The sequence below is a fragment of the Bradyrhizobium oropedii genome (genome assembly GCF_020889685.1).
Taxonomy (GTDB): domain Bacteria; phylum Pseudomonadota; class Alphaproteobacteria; order Rhizobiales; family Xanthobacteraceae; genus Bradyrhizobium; species Bradyrhizobium oropedii.
Genome location: NZ_JACMYO010000204.1, coordinates 1 through 14,716, shown reverse-complemented (window position 1 = coordinate 14,716; position 14,716 = coordinate 1). Strand labels below are relative to the sequence as shown.

Sequence of the window (14,716 nt, the reverse complement as noted above, 5' to 3'; positions counted from 1 at the left end):
CCTGAGACAGGCAGCCAGCAAGTAACGTGACCAGAAATGCGAAGGCTAGCTCGATCTTCAAGACCATCCCGAGTGGCTGAGTTGCCCCTTCGGTCTTTAGCAACGGCAATAGCCTTTGTCTGATAAACGCAGCGCAGATCAGGACCGGGCCGATGCAGGCGAACTTTCCCGTCAGGAGCCAGCCATATTCGGTCGCCACCAAACCCGGCCAGGTCCCCACGTTTTCGATTGCTAGAGCTACTCCGGTTGCGACCACGAGCAACATGAGCGGCAGCGCGACCGTCGAAAAGCCGCTCAGGAGCCTGGATTTACTTTCGGGCCTCTCCGCTGCCTGTCGAGCCATCGCGACAACGAGGGTTGACAGTCCTCCGAACCAGAGCGCCGCCGCAGCAACATGGATCATATTGATCGCGAAGCCTGCTATAGTGCCGCCAGCCGCCGAGTGGCTCGAGGACAATCCCACCAGCAGCGATAGTCCGCTGAAACTCGCGGCAAGACCTGGCTTGTGAAGAAGTCGCAAGCTCGCAACTCCGACTAGCACAAACCCAAGCGCCGCGACCTGAGCTCTCCCGAACCGCGTGTCCAAAATGATGAAGAGCACGTCGCTGGAGCTGACCGCCAAGACCGGCTTGCCAAGGACGGCGCCGATCCGAACCGTCAAATACAAGAGACTGAGGACCAGTGCTACGGACGCAGCGATGGAAGCTATCGTCGTGAAGCGCGACCGAGTGCCGCTTTCAAGACCCTCGCGCCACAGTGCCAAACCCCAGCAGAATCCGCCGAAAGCTGCCGTGGAGGCGAAAGCAGTCCCTCGCGCAAGTGAGAGGACCGTTTCCATCAAGGTCCTCGGTAGAGAAATTTAAACTTGCCTTCCGTGCGATGCCCGTCAATCGAGACAACGCTCCAACTGACGGTATAGAGCCCGGCAGATAGATGAGGCAATGAAACATTCACGATTCGCCCATTGCCGCTTAGCACGGGCTGCGAAAGCCCTGATACGGCTTTATCATCGCGAGAAAGGGCGACATTGATGAGCCCCTGTTCGAGCGCTTCAGTGAAGTACAGGACCATCGGGTCGATCGGAGCTGAAATTTCGCTGCCATCTTGCGGCGTCGATCGAATGAGATGCGCGTGAGCGAGTACCGCGCCTGGCATCCCGATCAGCACGGCCATCATGACGAGCACGAACCTTCTCATCGAAACAACTCTCCTTTATCTGTGGTTCGCCCAGGATAGCTCCCGCCCGATCGAGTATCGTCGCCGTGCCCACAGAAACGTTCCCACGGCGCCTGACACTATGACCAGGCACCACGCCAGAAGACGTATCAGACTCCAGCCTCGCCCCACGTCGAATGGAAAGTTTGCCACGCTTTGCCCGCGATGCTCGATCGCCACCATGCCGACGTATCTGCCGGCTTTCTCGAAATTGACGTCGATCTTGATCGTTCCGTTCGGATACTTCCTTGGTGGAATGTAGAGTATGCTGGATGGTGTGTTCGTCATTTCCATCCTTTGTACGCCGTCATCTCTAGCCAGGTTCACGCTTACCGGGATGTCTCGCAGGGACTCGTCGACGAAATCGAGAACAATGATCGTTCGCCCGACCTCCGGTATGTCCTCACAAAATTCGGCTCTCGAGCTCTGCGGCTGATAGCCAGTAAAATGCATGAAGTAGCTGTCCACCTTCAGCTTGCATTGGTCAGCCTCCATGGACACAGCTCCGTGCGCATGACCTTCGCGGACGGCGGCAAGAACAAAGAGAGCGCCGAGCGCCATCACAAGGACGGCCGGGAACGCCCCTCTTCCGCTCGCGGTCGTCCACCACTGACCTCGTCGCAACATTCGCGCACCCAAGCTTACTTAAGTTCGGTGAATACGGGCACGATTGGTCCGCCCATCTCCGCTATGACGCGTTTCCCATTCGGAGTGTAGAGGAGCAACAACCCGCCGAACTTGGAGTCGACGTCGGTGAGGAAGCTGACAAGGCGCTCCAATTCCCACACGGCGTCCGTTGCCTCGACGAGCACCTCTCTCGTCTCACCGGGATTTATCGGCGTATCACTACTGAGCTCAAGCCCTGTGCGTGCAACGAGATCCCTTGGGTAGGTCGGATCTACATTGGCTATTGCTGCCGGGAGCCCCTGATTGAGAAAGCGGATGTTTGCGGTCGTAAGCTCGCCGATTGAAAGAGGTTCTGATCCTTTGTTCGTTATCCTGGTCGCTAATCTCATCGAACGGCCCGGCACGTCATAGGTGGCCGATATGACCTTGACCTCTGCGTCAGCAGGGCTTGCCGGGCGCGGCGCGACCTTATTCAACCCGCTCTGGAGGGGCACATTATATGGATATTCCTGATTGGCTCGGACATAGCCGCCGAAGACCATGACGAGAACGATCGCCGCCACTATGATCCCGACCCCGGTGTCTCTCAACGAAACCAACAAATCCTCCCTGCCCTTCTGCAGAACAAGCCATCGAGGCAAAAACAGTGGACGAACCAACCAGAACAACAACCATGCCGCAGCCACGGCCAGCCAGGCCACATGCCATCCGATCGCGTTAGTCAGCCCGAACGTCTGCAAGTCGTCGATCTGCAGACCAGTCATAGTCTTGATCGGAAACGCGAACGAATGCGCATCACCCGAGATGTTTATCCACTGCCCCGGCCCCACCAGAGGGCCAGATCCCTTGATCGAGATCGAGGGATGGATGTGGCTGCTGCCCGATGTGCGCCCCTCAAGAACCATTCGAAAATCGTAGTCGCGGCCAAGTTCCAGCTTTGCGAAAGACTGCCTCGCTGGCTCACCGTTGAGGTATGTTTCCACCCTGGCAATTGTCGGCCCCGGCGATACGCTCGATACGAAAACAATATCCGGCGGAGTAACTGCGTCCGGCCAGTCCTCCATCAGCCTGAATTTTCCCGTTAGCTCGAATCGCTCGTTCACCTTCACGTCAGTTTTGGAAAAGTGGACATCGTAGAATTGTACCGTCCTGGTCCTCAAGTATGGCTCCTGAGCACGTTCGCCATGAGCGGCTGCGCTAGACACTCCGACAGTGAAGGCGACAACCCAACCTGCAGCGAGTTTTATAAGTTTCGCCAACATACCCGTGTTCCCTGTGCTTATTCGCTTAGGACGCTGGCCTGCTTTTCATACCCATGAAGGATTTGACGACATCGCCGTTCTTGAGGAACGTCGTCTGGGACGCAAAACGCCCAAGCTGCCACCAAAGTTGGTGCATGAATATGCAGATGAAGCCCGCGAACGCCGCCGACACCCAACTGACCGAGCTACCGAAAGTCCGGAGCGTACCGCGCTCAATGATACGCAGATACTCAGGCATGTTCGAACGCGGAAATGTGTAACCGATCATGTCGGCCAACGATGCGACCATTCCTTGGTGCTCGACCGGGAGATAGAACGGAGCCAAAGCGGAATAATTCGATGGCCAGAATACGAATCCGAACGCAAAGCCCGCGAAGATGGATGTGAACAGGCTATTGCGAAGGACGATTAACGCCATATCCATCAACAATGCGCCCGCGATCACCTGTGAGGGCACACCTTCCGTGAACGGGAAGCCTGTCCATATCCACCAATTCGCGTAACGTCCGAGCCACGTGGTAATCAGCAATACTGTTGCGCCCACCGTCGCGCCGATGGGCAAACGGAAGTTGACCCAGAAGATCGCCTGCAGAGCAGCAGGAAACATGATCATGGAGATGGGCGTGACAAGGGGCCAATATTGCCGGTCTTTCCAGTCGACATACATGTCCCAATCACCGACCGTGAGCATCACGTGCAGATGGAATGCTCCCGCAAAGAGGGGCACCACCGCCGCCACGACCAAGAAGTCGAACATGCGGGAGTATCTTGCTGCCCCGGGGGTTAGACCGGAGACAGAAATGACCGTCTCACCTTTGGGGCCAGCTTTCCTTTTCGGAATCGCCACTGCATCGATGTCGGTAATTGAGGTCACTCCTCTCTCCCCAGGGTTTACCTGCTCTTGCCGAACTGCGATCGCTGTCCGGGAATAGCTGATGGCTTGTATTGTTGTCGCACGGCTTCCCGCACCGCGATTTTTCCAACGCGTAGCAGACGTGCGTTCGTCACGCGCTCGCTGCTTCCTGCTTGAATACAATTGGAACGAGTTCTCTAAATCGTCCGACGATCTGCATCAGGACGCCCGCCAGCGCGAGTGCGCACCATCCAAGAACCACGAAACCCCAATGCAGCGGATGGGAGAAGATTTCCTCGGTGAGCCAGTAAGCATGCCCCCATTCGTTGAAACCGAGATTCGGCAAAATGAGGAAAGGCCCCACTACGGCGAAGACATGCATGAGCGAGATCCCCCTGCAGAAAGCCGGAATGCGGGTCATTGCGTAAACAAAGCTGCCTACGCCAAAGAAGAGATAGATTGGAATGGTCGCATAGAACAGAATTATGTGACTGGGAGTAAACGGCGTGTCTCTGAGGGTCGTCTGATGCCAGACTCCATCTCCATCGGCGAAGAAGCTGCCTGTCCAGAAGATGCAGAAACTGTACACGACGAGCCACATGGTCAGATAAAAGTAACTGCGCAACTCGACCTCGGGCGTGATGGCCTCAATGTTCTTGTCACGCGTCAGGAAGAGATAGGTCCAGCAGAGCGCGCCTGCGCCATACAAGACCGGTAATTCGATCCTGAAGAGCGTCATCCAGTATTCGCCAAATTCTGGTGAACTTGCATCGAGCCCCATGGAGAAACCAAAAGCCTGCTGATACAGCCGCGCGCAGATGTAGAGGATCGTCAGCGCAACGATCGCGAACGCGAACAATCCGTAGTTTATGCTAAGGGTCTTGGTTCCCGTGACATTCGGTGTGCGATCTAACGCAGCGTCAGACATTATTTCCCCTCAATTTTGTCCCAGTACCTCGATACGGAGGTTTTGTTTGATTGGTTTTGGATTCCAAGACGGATAGCTCGTTAGGGACCAGCGCTTCGATGCTGCGCGGCGATCCGGGCCGGCGCCTGATGAAGCCCGCGGGTTCGGGCGGCGACACCATCCTGGTGGACGAAATTGCCAAGCCGTCGTACCGAGGTTGAAGCATTTTTCTGGGTGCGCTGGCCGACAATGAGTGCATATCCCAGTCGGGCATTAGTGCGCTCTCCAGAAATATTCATCCTACCGTGCGGACGCGCCGAAGACGTTCGCCTTAGCGATTCTGAGATGCCTTCGAAGTCGAACAGTGGACCGGGGTCCAAAACAAAGGCCCGCCTGTCGTGGAACGTCCCTCGACCATGAGGCAGGCCGCGTGAGCTGCATCGAAATAGGGACTGCTCTTATTGAGCTCGTAAGCGGTGTTCCGAAAATGGCCGGCCGATCGATCACCATTCGGGAGCGGGCTCCGCTGTTGCATATCCATTCCATCTGCCAAGCTGCCCCGGCCGCCTTAGAGAGCGTGAAGGACAAGCGGACGACCTCGGACCGAACTGGAGGCTCTGCACAGCATCCACGGGGTTCGATCGGCCCCCTCGCTCAAGCCTACTTAACACCGGCTACGTGGCATGGGCAGCTACCAAGTCAGGTAGTTCCAGAGCACACCAGAGTATGTTCCATCCACTTAGATGGTAGCGGTTGGTGTTGGACGTCGCGCTGACCGTTGAGCAGCAGCGAACGTTCGAAGAACTTAAGCTCGAACCCTGCGACGTTTACAAAGTGGCTGAGTAGCGAGCGCGGCCTGTTTCCGGAGGGCCACTCTGGATAGCAAAGGCTTTCCCCGCCAAGTTGTAGGTTGCTTAGGCAGGCTTACGCCGCTCGTTCTCAGCCCTATTCGCAGCCTTGAGCCGGCCTTCGATGTAGTCGGAAATGTCGCCGATCTGAGCCCGCAACTCGGCTTCCGAAATACCCTGCCCTTCGGCAGCCTCGACAAGGCGCCGGGTGAGTTCGGCCACGTCCTGCGACGCGCCAACCGTCCGATACTGCTCGACAGCGTGAACGCTGTTCTCGATCCAGAAATCGATAAACTCGCGAGCGTTGCTCACCGTGCCCCCCTACGCCGACAGAAGGGCTAGCGTTAGCGCCAGCGAGTAAATGGAGCAAGGCCGCATCAGTTAGCGGAGCCTTGCGTCCGACGCCATCGAAGGCGCTGGCCGTGGGACTGGGATGCCGCCTTTGGCGGTTACGCCTCGCCATATCGCGTGATCTTCGACGCGGACGACAAGGACGGATTGTCGGGCGTCGGCGTCAGCCCAGCGCAGGCGCAGATCGTCGATCCCGCCGTCTGGGCTCAAGAGAACCCGCCCCTCCTGACGCGCGAGTACGAGACCGACGCCAAGAACGTGGCCCGAGCGCGGGCCGCCCTGGCGGGAGCCAGGCTGGCCAATTTGATCGAGACCGCTTTGAAGTAGGCCGTTTTTCGCCGGCAACCGGCAAGGTAATGATTTGGAAGTTCACGCAATGAAAAGATTATTCGCGCAACATAGCTGCTAACCCTTCCCGCCTTCGCAGGGGTGCTCTCGTCCAATTGACGCCGACCACTGGGGCGCCCGTCTTGTTCGACGCCAGGAAGATCACGGCCGTCGTCGCCCTGTCGACCAGCGAACTTCGCGTCGACGCCGAGACCCCGTCCGACGCCGATTGACAGCCAATCCGCCGGTGGCGGTTTGTCCGCACTCACTGCGGCGCCGATCTGGAAATCATCATGAGGCGCTCGCGACCTCCGATGGAAGATGACACCAGCCACGACATCAACCCATTCGCGCCGAAGCCGCCAACGATTATCCAAACCCATTAAGCGATTATGCCGCCATCGGCGATGGTTCCGTCGCCGACCGGCACGATGTCCAGATGGTCGTCCTTGCGCCGGCTCAGGGCGGCGTCGCTCATGCTCGCTTCATCCGTCGCATCGGGCTGCGGCGTTGCATCGGATCGGACCGACGGCAGCGCGCGCACGCCGCTGCCTCCCGCGCGTTCAGGCCGGCGCACGCTGGCCTCCCCCGCAGCGTCGCTGCGGTAGCGCCTGGTCGAGGTCTGGTAGTACTGCGCGCGGATGGCCGCCAAGGCCTAGATCACGGCCCCACGGCGCGGGAAAGTGTTCTTCCGCCATTACCCGGTGCAGCATGCGCGTATGAGGCGCTCGATCACCGGCTCTGTCACTTCCGGCTGGCGTTCTCCAGCTTCGAGCATGCCCATGTCGTGCTCGGCGGCGAAAGCTTCGTCGCTCTGGCCGAGGGCTTGCAGAACGCCCCGTGGGCGCTCGGCGGCGCGCCGCGAGGGTATCGCAGCGATAGCCTGTCAAAGTCGTTCCGGAATCCGGCAGCCGACGCGCGGGAGGCTCTGACACAGCGCTACGCCGCGCCGCATCAGACATTGTGAGAAGTCCGACAAAGGAACGCTTTCTAAGCTGGACAACAGCTGCCCGTCAGCTCGCCATCAGCTTGTCTGGGTATCCTCGCAGCAGGACTAAGCAGCCCGAATTGATGCGTAGAGACTAGCGCAGCACAGAAAGGTGAATCGTCATGTATGATCGAATCAGTGGCTCATCCACATGCACTAGACAAGCTGACGAACCGAGTCAGTCGGTGGATAGCGGCGGCTTTACGGAAACACTTGCAGGTCTCGCGCCTCAGTGGAGCTCACAACCGGGGGAGTTGCCTGACAAGATGGGGGCCTGCTGCAGCAAGCCACATACCTCGGATGCAAACGTTCAAACTTCTAGCGCCTCCGACCCCAGTACATCCTCTCCAGAGAGTCCGGCCACCTCCTTGTTTGAATACAGAACGGGCGACCTGCGTGATGCGAATGTGGACGGCATCTGCGTTGGGCTGACTGCGGAGTGGTTCCGCAATCTTAACAACAGCCCATCAACCCGAATGAGTGCGCTCACACCCGGATCGCAAACGCACGCCTCAGCGGCTGAACGGCAGCAGCAATATCAAAATCTCAAGGATCAGTTGCGGAGCAGGGGAGCAGGATCTTCTCAGGCCGACCTTCAGGCACAAAATACCATTTTGGAGGACGCAGGCTTGGAACCGGCTGGAGAAGTGAAGAGATTCGAATTCGGCAAGTCTTCGAACGTCATGCGCATGGTGAACGAAATCAACGAAGATGGATCGAACCATTTGCTCAGCTTGTATTTTGCCGAAGGCGGCGCACACACGATCGCGACGTCGGCCTCGAATGGAAGGACCACGGTTTTCGACCCTAACTATGGAGAATTTACTGTTCGATCAGATCCGGACCGGATGGCTTCATTGTTACAAAGCCTCGCCAATCGTTACAGGAATCCCAACGGGCAGCATTTATCGACAATCACGACGCAAAGGATGCAGTGAGTTGGGCCTTCATGCCGGTGGTGATTGGCGCCTTCTGTGAAGGCACGGATACGTCGGCCGGCGGTCGCGGCGTCGGGGGCCAAATCTGCGGCGGATAGCCGGCTGCGTGCCGGCTGGCGAGTGTGCTGGCATCGAAAGCGGGGGCGCCGGCCCCCCGCTATCCATGACGGCCGGCACAAATTGCAATTCTGTTTCGGAATGACCGCCTGCGGTTTTCAACTGACGTCGCCAAGAAACAATTGCTGCGGCGACAATCCATGCCGTCCGCTATCAAACCACGCGCTTGATCCAGACCGACTGTGCGCAGGGTATGACTTTCCACGACATCAGCTTTCGTTCGAAGCACGTAAAACCGACGCATCTATAATGGTTCAGCCAGGATGTGACCCTCACAAGCAGCCGGGGATCGGGCAGGCTCCGCGTTTGCGATGCGATCTGGATCGTCGAGCGGAAGAACTCAGCATCGCGCTCCCTGGGCGTCAAGCGAAAGACGTCGGCAGTTTCCATGATCGGGTCGCCGGTCTGGCAGATTTAGTTATGGATCGCCTGCCCGATTTTCGCATCCGCCAGGTCCCGGAGGACGCAAAGGAGGATCGTTATGGTCGTAAGGCGCTGCTGGCCGTCGACCACGTCGGTTTGAGCCGCCAGCGATTCTTGACCAGGACGATACTGCCGAGAAAGTACGGACTCACGTTAGCGACTGCGCGGCCCTCGCTATATATAATGCATGCACGTCGCCGACTTCGGCATGCCGATTTCCAAGCTCTGTAAGTCTTGTCCAGGCCGAGCCAAACTGATCCCGCTTGTCCGGCGGCCGCCTCGCCGGATTTGTCGTCCGCCGGCCCCGATAAGGTCTCCGGGGCCACCTCGGTCGGCGTCGGAAGCTTGCCGTAAGAAAATCTGGCAGTATCTGGATCAAGGTAGGATCACCGGTTGTGGTCGAGGATCCGCCGGCACCAGGCTACGGAGCAAAAGATGGAAGAGGTTTTGTTTCAGAAGTCGTTCTATCAGGTCTGGCAGCTTCAGATGCAGGCCGCTGTGGCCGACGTGCAGAAACTTGATGGGAAGCTGTTCAAATACCCGTCGCTCGGAGGCGTCCTCCAGTCGATCTCAGAAAAATACAACATCGAGGTGGTCCGTTTCCAAGGCCAGATGACCGCCGAAAGGCGAACAGAAGAACGGCAGCGCCAGGATGGCTGGGGCGACTATCGGATGATGAAACGACATGGCTCGACGTCAGCATCCCCTTCGTGGGCAAGGCGGAGACACTGAGGATTGGGCCCTCGTCCATGACGCTGTTGGATCGCCGAGCAACGATTGAACGCAATACGCTGACAATCAGCGTGGTGGACGATGACCGGACCGAAGCCGTCTTGCAGAACTTCAAACAGATGGTCGAGGGTAATCTGCAAACGTTGCGCGCAGAATACGAGCGTAACAAGCCACAGCTTGAGCAAGCGATCCAGCAGGCCGCTTCTCAGCGAAAGGCCCAAATCGAAGCCGAGGATGCGCGCGATAAGAGTCGCAGCGCCCGCGTGACAAACTAAGGGGCGGTTCGTGTCCGACAATGACGCCGCAGGTGGTCTGCCTGAACTCCCGAAAGGCAGTAAGGCCAGTGGTGCCGCCCGGTTTATGCTGAACACCGCGGGCGGTGCGATTCCGTTCGTCGGCGGGATTTTAGCGGCAGGTGCGGGTGCATGGTCGGAGCGGGAGCAAGCGCGGATCAATGATTTCCTGAAACATCTCGCCGACATGCTTGCCGCCAAGATGAAGGAAAAGACGCAGACGATTATGGAGCTGACCGCCCGGATCGACATGCAAGACGAAAAGACGGCGGAGCGGATACGAAGCGAGGAATATCGATCGCTGCTGCGCAAGGCTTTCCGCGACTGGGCAGCGGAAAGTGATGAAAAGCGGGTGCTTGTCCGCAACCTCCTGAGCAATGCGGCCGCCTGAACGCTGGCGAGTGATGACGTGGTGAAACTGTTCCTGCAATGGATCAAGGACTACTCCGAGCTGCATTTCGCGATCGTCGGCGCCATCTACAATTCCGCGGGCATCACGCGCGGCGGGGTCTGGGACGAGCTGGGCCGGAAGCCGGTGCGCGAAGATTCCTCGGACGCCGATCTGTTCCGGCTGTTTTCCGGGATCCAGCACGGGCGGCTTGGTGCGGCAGCACCGCCAAACCGACTGGCAGAGGAATTTTCTGGCGAAGCCGACGCGGAAGGGAGCGCCTTTACCGAAAGGCACACAGCGAACCATGAAGTCGGCATTCGATGACGGCGAGCAATACGAGCTGACGGCAAAATCGAGTTCAAAGAGGCGAGCTAGGCAGCAAAAAGGGCACCCCGTGAGAGGCGCCCTCGTTGTTAGAACAGCCTGCTGAGCAAGGCTAACATCGAAGCCAGATGCACATTGCACCCGAAACCAAGACGGTAGGTCTTACCGCAGGGCTGGCTGGCTTCGAGAGTGAGCAACACCGTCATGGTGTATCTCCATCTCCTGTACGAGGGTCCCTTTCGGTACGTGCCTTCATACATTGGGCCAGTAGGCCGGGGACTGTTCGTTGCGTGCTCTGGTCGCCCCCAACACACTGCACGTATTTCAGCCAGAAACGTAGTGCAACTTTGCGGCGATTCAATGGTCGAACCGTTTGCGGAAAGTAAATGCCAGCCACATTCACAAGCGCGAGTCTCCAATTGAAGTTTCATAGTTGGATGGGTCGCAGACATTTGCGCCTCGACGCGCTCGATGAGATGCCGTAAACGTTGAGCGTGGTCTTGATGTCTTCATGACCCACCAGGGTCTGAATGCGTTTCAGGCTTACTCGGTTGTCGATATTCGCGCTGCTCGAGTTTCCGTCTGAGATAACCGCGCGCGTATCCTCACCGGCTGGGAAGACGCTTGGCTACGCAGTATCTCTGCCTAGGTCGTCGGGAGCGCCCAAAACCTGGACGGTGCGTATGAGCGACGAGGACAATTTGAAGGTAGGCCAAGCAGCTTAGCGCAATTGCTTGGCTACTTGGCGTCCTCCAGTGGATTGTCACTCGCGGCGACAGCCCTACTCCTTCGTAGGCTTGGGCGGTGGCGGTGTTGGAGCTTGAGCCTTCACCATCGGTGCAGGCGCAGGCGGCCTCTGCTTAACCTGTGAGGTCTTGATTTCGTACGAGTCCTGACGGCTCATGATTTTGCCGTCCATCGCGTAGCCGTCATTTGTCCTGTGCTTATTGGTCATTGCTGCGTCCTCCCGACGGCGGCGCATTTGGGGCTGGCGGCGTTCTCGGCGCGAGGATTGGCGTTGGCGCTGCTGGACGCGTCTGAGTTTGAGACGTGCCTGGGTTGTGGCCGCCTTTCACGACGTAGCCTTCGGTAAGGGGTCCAACCGGGGGACGTGGCGGGTTCGTCATTTGCTTGTCCTGGCCTGTATGGGAACTCTACATCGATATTGTCCATCTTCCGTGCAGGGTACACGCGCGGCGCTTCGAATAAAACCGCTCCCTCGAAATCGTAGACGATCACGTCACGGAGCCGCAGTTCTCGCTGCTTTTCGGTTTCAGAGAACGCCTCAACCCACCCGGCACAGGTTATCTTTTCTTCGAAGTCTCGAACATGGACATACTCGACCTCGGCCCTGCCGGAATTGAAGGTGAAGTCCCAGACGTCCTCGTCGCCATATCGCTTCGTGGCGCCTATCTTGCGCGGCGACTTGATCGAAAAAACTCGCCCATTCAGCGGCCAAATGGCATGTAGGCTCTCCTCCACCCGGTGGGGCGTAGCTGCGCGCGTCCCGCATCGTGCTGAAGCTCGCAACTCCCAGCGCCGGATCGTGGCGGATGAGGCGCCCGACGCCGAAGATATCTCCACCAGCGTTCTCCGCCGTTCGGGCCAGGTAGAATTCGCTTGTTCGCTCGAACTGACGATAGGTGAGCATTTCTCCCGCAGCTATGTCGTCCGGGGTCGAAAACCGGTTGGGGATACCGAAAATTTCGAGCTCCGCCCGGCGTGCATGCTCATATCGGGGGTCGCCCCAATTTACCCGCTCGACAAGAAGACCGTCATGATGCGCCACTTGCCTGCTCCGACCAATAGCATTTCGTCCAGACGATCAGCGCCGGACCACAACTCTGCGCCGAGCTTGCCCGCGCTGGCTTCGATCGCGGCCAGCACTGGGATGACCCGCTCTTTCGCACATTCGGGATGCAGCAGGGTCAGCTTCAGAGCTGCGAGACCCCGGTAAACTGTCTTCCCGATGACCGCGATTCGATCATTCCAGAGCGGCCAGGAAGCTGCCGATTGACCTCGTTGATGAGCGCGTCCGGCAGGCTCTGCCCAGCGGGTCGTCATCGGAACAATACGATATTGGTTTCGGGCCGGACCAGCGATTCGAGCTCCGTCGATTTCTCATCTCCTTCGCGGCAAATTGCGCTTGGGCAAGCATCAGGTCGAGCAGTTCGCCCACATGTTCCCTGCCGAGCGCCCGCAGCGACATGAACACCTTCAAGGCATCGAACCGGCGCGTCGTTTGCAATGACTTCCCGACCAGATTCGGTCCGAGACTATCGGCCTTATCGCTCGGGCTGAGGTAAGCAATCGACCGGTCGCAGCGTCGCACGCCTGCGAACCATGAAGACTCCGCAGCTGATCGACTGGAACAGCATTTTGTGGAAGTCGATTGAGACGGAATCGGTGAGTTCGACACCGCGCAAAAGTGGCGCGTGATCGCTCAGCAGCAGCGCGCCGGCGGCGGCGGCATCCAGGTGGACCCACACGTTCGCGCCTTGGGCCACACGCGCGCATTCCTCGATTCGATCGATTGAGCCGCATTCGGTGGTGCCGGCCGTCAGCACCAGCGCGATCGGACGATGACCTCGATTGGCCTCGGACCGTATCGCCCGGTCGAGCCGGTCCGCGCTCAACTTGCCATCGCGCTCGGCCTCGATCGGCACGACTGCGGATTCGCCGAGATCCAGGATGTGGGCACTTCTGGCGACTGAGAAGTGCGCAAGCTCCGAGCACAGAATGCGCCACCCCGTGCCTCGGCCGGCAAGCCGGATATCCTCACAGTATTCTGTTCGCTCGCCTGGGCGTGATCGCGAGCCAGCATCAGCCCCATGAGATTAGCCTGCGTTCCTCCACTCGTGAACACGCCATCACCGGCCGCGCCGAACCCCACGAGATCGCTCAACCAGCGCACTACATGGCATTCCAACGCCGTTGCAGATGGGCCTTGGTCGAACGAATCCAGCGACTGGTTGCTCGCGCTGATCAGAAACTCCGCAACCAACGACGGCAATATCGGCGCGGAATGCATATGCGCGACATAGTGAGGATGCGAGACTGAGACGAAGTGCGGCATGATCCGCTCGCGCACCTCCAGCATGACGGCATCGAGACCGCGGCCGGCGGCCGGGCACACTTCGAGCGACGCCAGCAGGTGCTTGAGCTGGTCAAACTTGATGCCGCTGGTCGGAGCAGATTGCTCGTCCCAACTTTCCATCACGTGATCGATGACGCGCTCCATGGCGTAGACGAAAGCGGCGCGGGTGCTTTCATTGGTCGCTGGGAACAGACCCAAGTGATGCGCTTCACCGGTGGGCACCTGTCAGCTCCTTACTGAACGCCGGCCCATCGCAACAGGCGAGGAGGCATCGGTTATGTCGGCGGCTGTCGCGCCTTGACGCGCGCCCCTGGAAAAGGTCGCACAGCGCAAGACCAAGGGAGGAAGTAGAGTCGAGGAGAGGCGCGGTGATGCGCTTGTTGCGCGTTCCGTTTCCTCTCCCCGCTCATCAAACCGGACGTGCAGTTTTCCCGCATCCGGCTTTCCGACAGGTCTCGTCACAAGGCGCACGTCGGCGACACTTTGCGCACGCGGTTCAGCACAAGTACGCCAGGGTTCCCATAGATCTGATCAGAGAACCGTCTGACGCCACGTCCTGGCGTCTTATGTCGTCTGCGCAGAAAGGCGAGCACGCGGTCGAAGACGTGTCGATCAACGGCCTGATGAGCCGTAGCAAGAGAGCCATAGCTGAAGTAAGCGGACCAGCCGCGCAGAAGGCGGTTCAGTCGTGCTTGTACTTCGGGCCAAGCGCCCTTGTTGCCCGGCGTCAGCAGTACGCTGACCTTCCTCTTGATCCGCAGCACGCTTTTCTTGGACGGAGCCGCGCCAAGATACCACCGTCCGCCATTGCGGAAGCGGCGGGGTCCGAGCGTGTACCCAAGGAAGTCAAAGCTTTCCAATCGGGCATTCTTCACCGAGGTTTTAGTCTCGTTGAGTGTCAACCCAAGCTTGGTCATCACCGCTTTCGTCCACGTCAATGCGTCTTCCGCGTGGCCGCGGCTGAGAATGACGAAGTCGTCGGCATAGGAGATAATCTGGCCATGGAATGCTTCACGCCGACCG

17 protein-coding genes and 3 pseudogenes are annotated in these 14,716 nt (G+C 58.7%); 7 read left to right on the top strand and 13 right to left on the bottom strand.

Annotation, left to right across the window (positions count from 1 at the left end):
• The 7 genes from H8A95_RS36255 to H8A95_RS36225 form a co-directional block, all read right to left on the bottom strand.
• On the bottom strand, window positions 1-838 hold an 838-nt coding region (locus H8A95_RS36255; RefSeq protein WP_229187461.1), incomplete at its 3' end, for a copper resistance D family protein.
• Complete coding sequence (locus H8A95_RS36250) at window positions 838-1,197, bottom strand: copper resistance CopC family protein (protein ID WP_229168265.1); 360 nt, start codon at window positions 1,195-1,197, stop codon at window positions 838-840. The genes H8A95_RS36255 and H8A95_RS36250, both read right to left, overlap by 1 nt.
• 15 nt (window positions 1,198-1,212) lie before the next feature.
• Window positions 1,213-1,776: a hypothetical protein gene (locus H8A95_RS36245; RefSeq protein ID WP_229187460.1), complete on the bottom strand. Its 564-nt coding sequence runs from the start codon at window positions 1,774-1,776 to the stop codon at window positions 1,213-1,215.
• A gap of 80 nt (window positions 1,777-1,856) precedes the next feature.
• Window positions 1,857-3,104, bottom strand: coding sequence for a bacterial ammonia monooxygenase, subunit AmoB (gene amoB, locus H8A95_RS36240; RefSeq protein WP_229168261.1), 1,248 nt, complete (start codon window positions 3,102-3,104; stop codon window positions 1,857-1,859).
• 25 nt (window positions 3,105-3,129) lie between these two features.
• A complete protein-coding gene (locus H8A95_RS36235; protein WP_229168259.1) occupies window positions 3,130-3,978 on the bottom strand; it encodes a methane monooxygenase/ammonia monooxygenase subunit A in 849 nt (282 codons plus the stop codon).
• A 130-nt stretch (window positions 3,979-4,108) separates the two neighbouring features.
• A complete protein-coding gene (gene amoC, locus H8A95_RS36230; protein ID WP_229168257.1) occupies window positions 4,109-4,885 on the bottom strand; it encodes a bacterial ammonia monooxygenase, subunit AmoC in 777 nt (258 codons plus the stop codon).
• Between the two features lie 893 nt (window positions 4,886-5,778).
• Window positions 5,779-6,024, bottom strand: coding sequence for a hypothetical protein (locus H8A95_RS36225; protein WP_229168256.1), 246 nt, complete (start codon window positions 6,022-6,024; stop codon window positions 5,779-5,781).
• A gap of 156 nt (window positions 6,025-6,180) precedes the next feature.
• Between H8A95_RS36225 and H8A95_RS36220 the strand changes: the two genes are divergently transcribed.
• Complete coding sequence (locus tag H8A95_RS36220) at window positions 6,181-6,390, top strand: hypothetical protein (RefSeq protein WP_229168254.1); 210 nt, start codon at window positions 6,181-6,183, stop codon at window positions 6,388-6,390.
• A 427-nt stretch (window positions 6,391-6,817) separates the two neighbouring features.
• On the opposite strand, the pseudogene H8A95_RS44260 reads toward H8A95_RS36220, so the two are convergent.
• Both H8A95_RS44260 and H8A95_RS44700 read right to left on the bottom strand, forming a co-directional pair.
• A pseudogene (locus H8A95_RS44260) lies at window positions 6,818-6,934 on the bottom strand (type 2 isopentenyl-diphosphate Delta-isomerase); the annotation flags it as partial.
• 19 nt (window positions 6,935-6,953) lie between these two features.
• Window positions 6,954-7,118: pseudogene (locus H8A95_RS44700) on the bottom strand (terpene synthase family protein); the annotation flags it as partial.
• A 2-nt stretch (window positions 7,119-7,120) separates the two neighbouring features.
• Here H8A95_RS44700 and H8A95_RS36210 point away from each other — a divergent pair.
• The 6 genes and pseudogenes from H8A95_RS36210 to H8A95_RS36180 all read left to right on the top strand — a co-directional run.
• A pseudogene (locus tag H8A95_RS36210) lies at window positions 7,121-7,339 on the top strand (IS21 family transposase); the annotation flags it as partial.
• Between the two features lie 161 nt (window positions 7,340-7,500).
• Entirely contained in the window at window positions 7,501-8,316 is an 816-nt protein-coding gene (locus H8A95_RS36205) for a YopT-type cysteine protease domain-containing protein (protein WP_229187459.1), read from the top strand.
• A gap of 975 nt (window positions 8,317-9,291) precedes the next feature.
• Entirely contained in the window at window positions 9,292-9,588 is a 297-nt protein-coding gene (locus tag H8A95_RS36195) for a hypothetical protein (RefSeq protein ID WP_229170930.1), read from the top strand.
• A 17-nt stretch (window positions 9,589-9,605) separates the two neighbouring features.
• Complete coding sequence (locus H8A95_RS36190) at window positions 9,606-9,863, top strand: hypothetical protein (protein ID WP_229170931.1); 258 nt, start codon at window positions 9,606-9,608, stop codon at window positions 9,861-9,863.
• 10 nt (window positions 9,864-9,873) lie between these two features.
• Window positions 9,874-10,272 (top strand): hypothetical protein, encoded by a 399-nt coding sequence (locus tag H8A95_RS36185; protein WP_229170932.1) that lies wholly within the window; start codon window positions 9,874-9,876, stop codon window positions 10,270-10,272.
• Window positions 10,273-10,290: 18 nt separating this feature from the next.
• Window positions 10,291-10,596, top strand: coding sequence for a hypothetical protein (locus H8A95_RS36180; RefSeq protein WP_229170933.1), 306 nt, complete (start codon window positions 10,291-10,293; stop codon window positions 10,594-10,596).
• 1,752 nt (window positions 10,597-12,348) lie between these two features.
• Here H8A95_RS36180 and H8A95_RS36175 read toward each other — a convergent pair.
• The 4 genes from H8A95_RS36175 to H8A95_RS36165 form a co-directional block, all read right to left on the bottom strand.
• Window positions 12,349-12,660, bottom strand: a complete 312-nt coding sequence (locus H8A95_RS36175; protein WP_229170934.1) for a hypothetical protein — start codon at window positions 12,658-12,660, stop codon at window positions 12,349-12,351.
• 221 nt (window positions 12,661-12,881) lie between these two features.
• Window positions 12,882-13,286: a pyridoxal-dependent decarboxylase gene (locus H8A95_RS43950; protein WP_274617700.1), complete on the bottom strand. Its 405-nt coding sequence runs from the start codon at window positions 13,284-13,286 to the stop codon at window positions 12,882-12,884.
• Window positions 13,229-13,915 (bottom strand): pyridoxal-dependent decarboxylase, encoded by a 687-nt coding sequence (locus tag H8A95_RS43945; RefSeq protein ID WP_312001513.1) that lies wholly within the window; start codon window positions 13,913-13,915, stop codon window positions 13,229-13,231. Before H8A95_RS43945 ends, H8A95_RS43950 begins: the two co-directional genes overlap by 58 nt.
• 236 nt (window positions 13,916-14,151) lie before the next feature.
• The coding region (locus H8A95_RS36165) for a group II intron maturase-specific domain-containing protein (RefSeq protein WP_274617697.1) at window positions 14,152-14,716 on the bottom strand (565 nt) is incomplete at its 5' end.

Coding starts and splice junctions, on each gene's coding strand:
- H8A95_RS36250 (WP_229168265.1), bottom strand. CDS start 1,197: ATGAGAAGGTTCGTGCTCGTCATGATGGCCGTGCTGATCGGGATGCCA.
- H8A95_RS36245 (WP_229187460.1), bottom strand. CDS start 1,776: ATGGCGCTCGGCGCTCTCTTTGTTCTTGCCGCCGTCCGCGAAGGTCAT.
- amoB (WP_229168261.1), bottom strand. CDS start 3,104: ATGTTGGCGAAACTTATAAAACTCGCTGCAGGTTGGGTTGTCGCCTTC.
- amoC (WP_229168257.1), bottom strand. CDS start 4,885: ATGTCTGACGCTGCGTTAGATCGCACACCGAATGTCACGGGAACCAAG.
- H8A95_RS36205 (WP_229187459.1), top strand. CDS start 7,501: ATGTATGATCGAATCAGTGGCTCATCCACATGCACTAGACAAGCTGAC.
- H8A95_RS36195 (WP_229170930.1), top strand. CDS start 9,292: ATGGAAGAGGTTTTGTTTCAGAAGTCGTTCTATCAGGTCTGGCAGCTT.
- H8A95_RS36190 (WP_229170931.1), top strand. CDS start 9,606: ATGACGCTGTTGGATCGCCGAGCAACGATTGAACGCAATACGCTGACA.
- H8A95_RS36175 (WP_229170934.1), bottom strand. CDS start 12,660: ATGACGACCCGCTGGGCAGAGCCTGCCGGACGCGCTCATCAACGAGGT.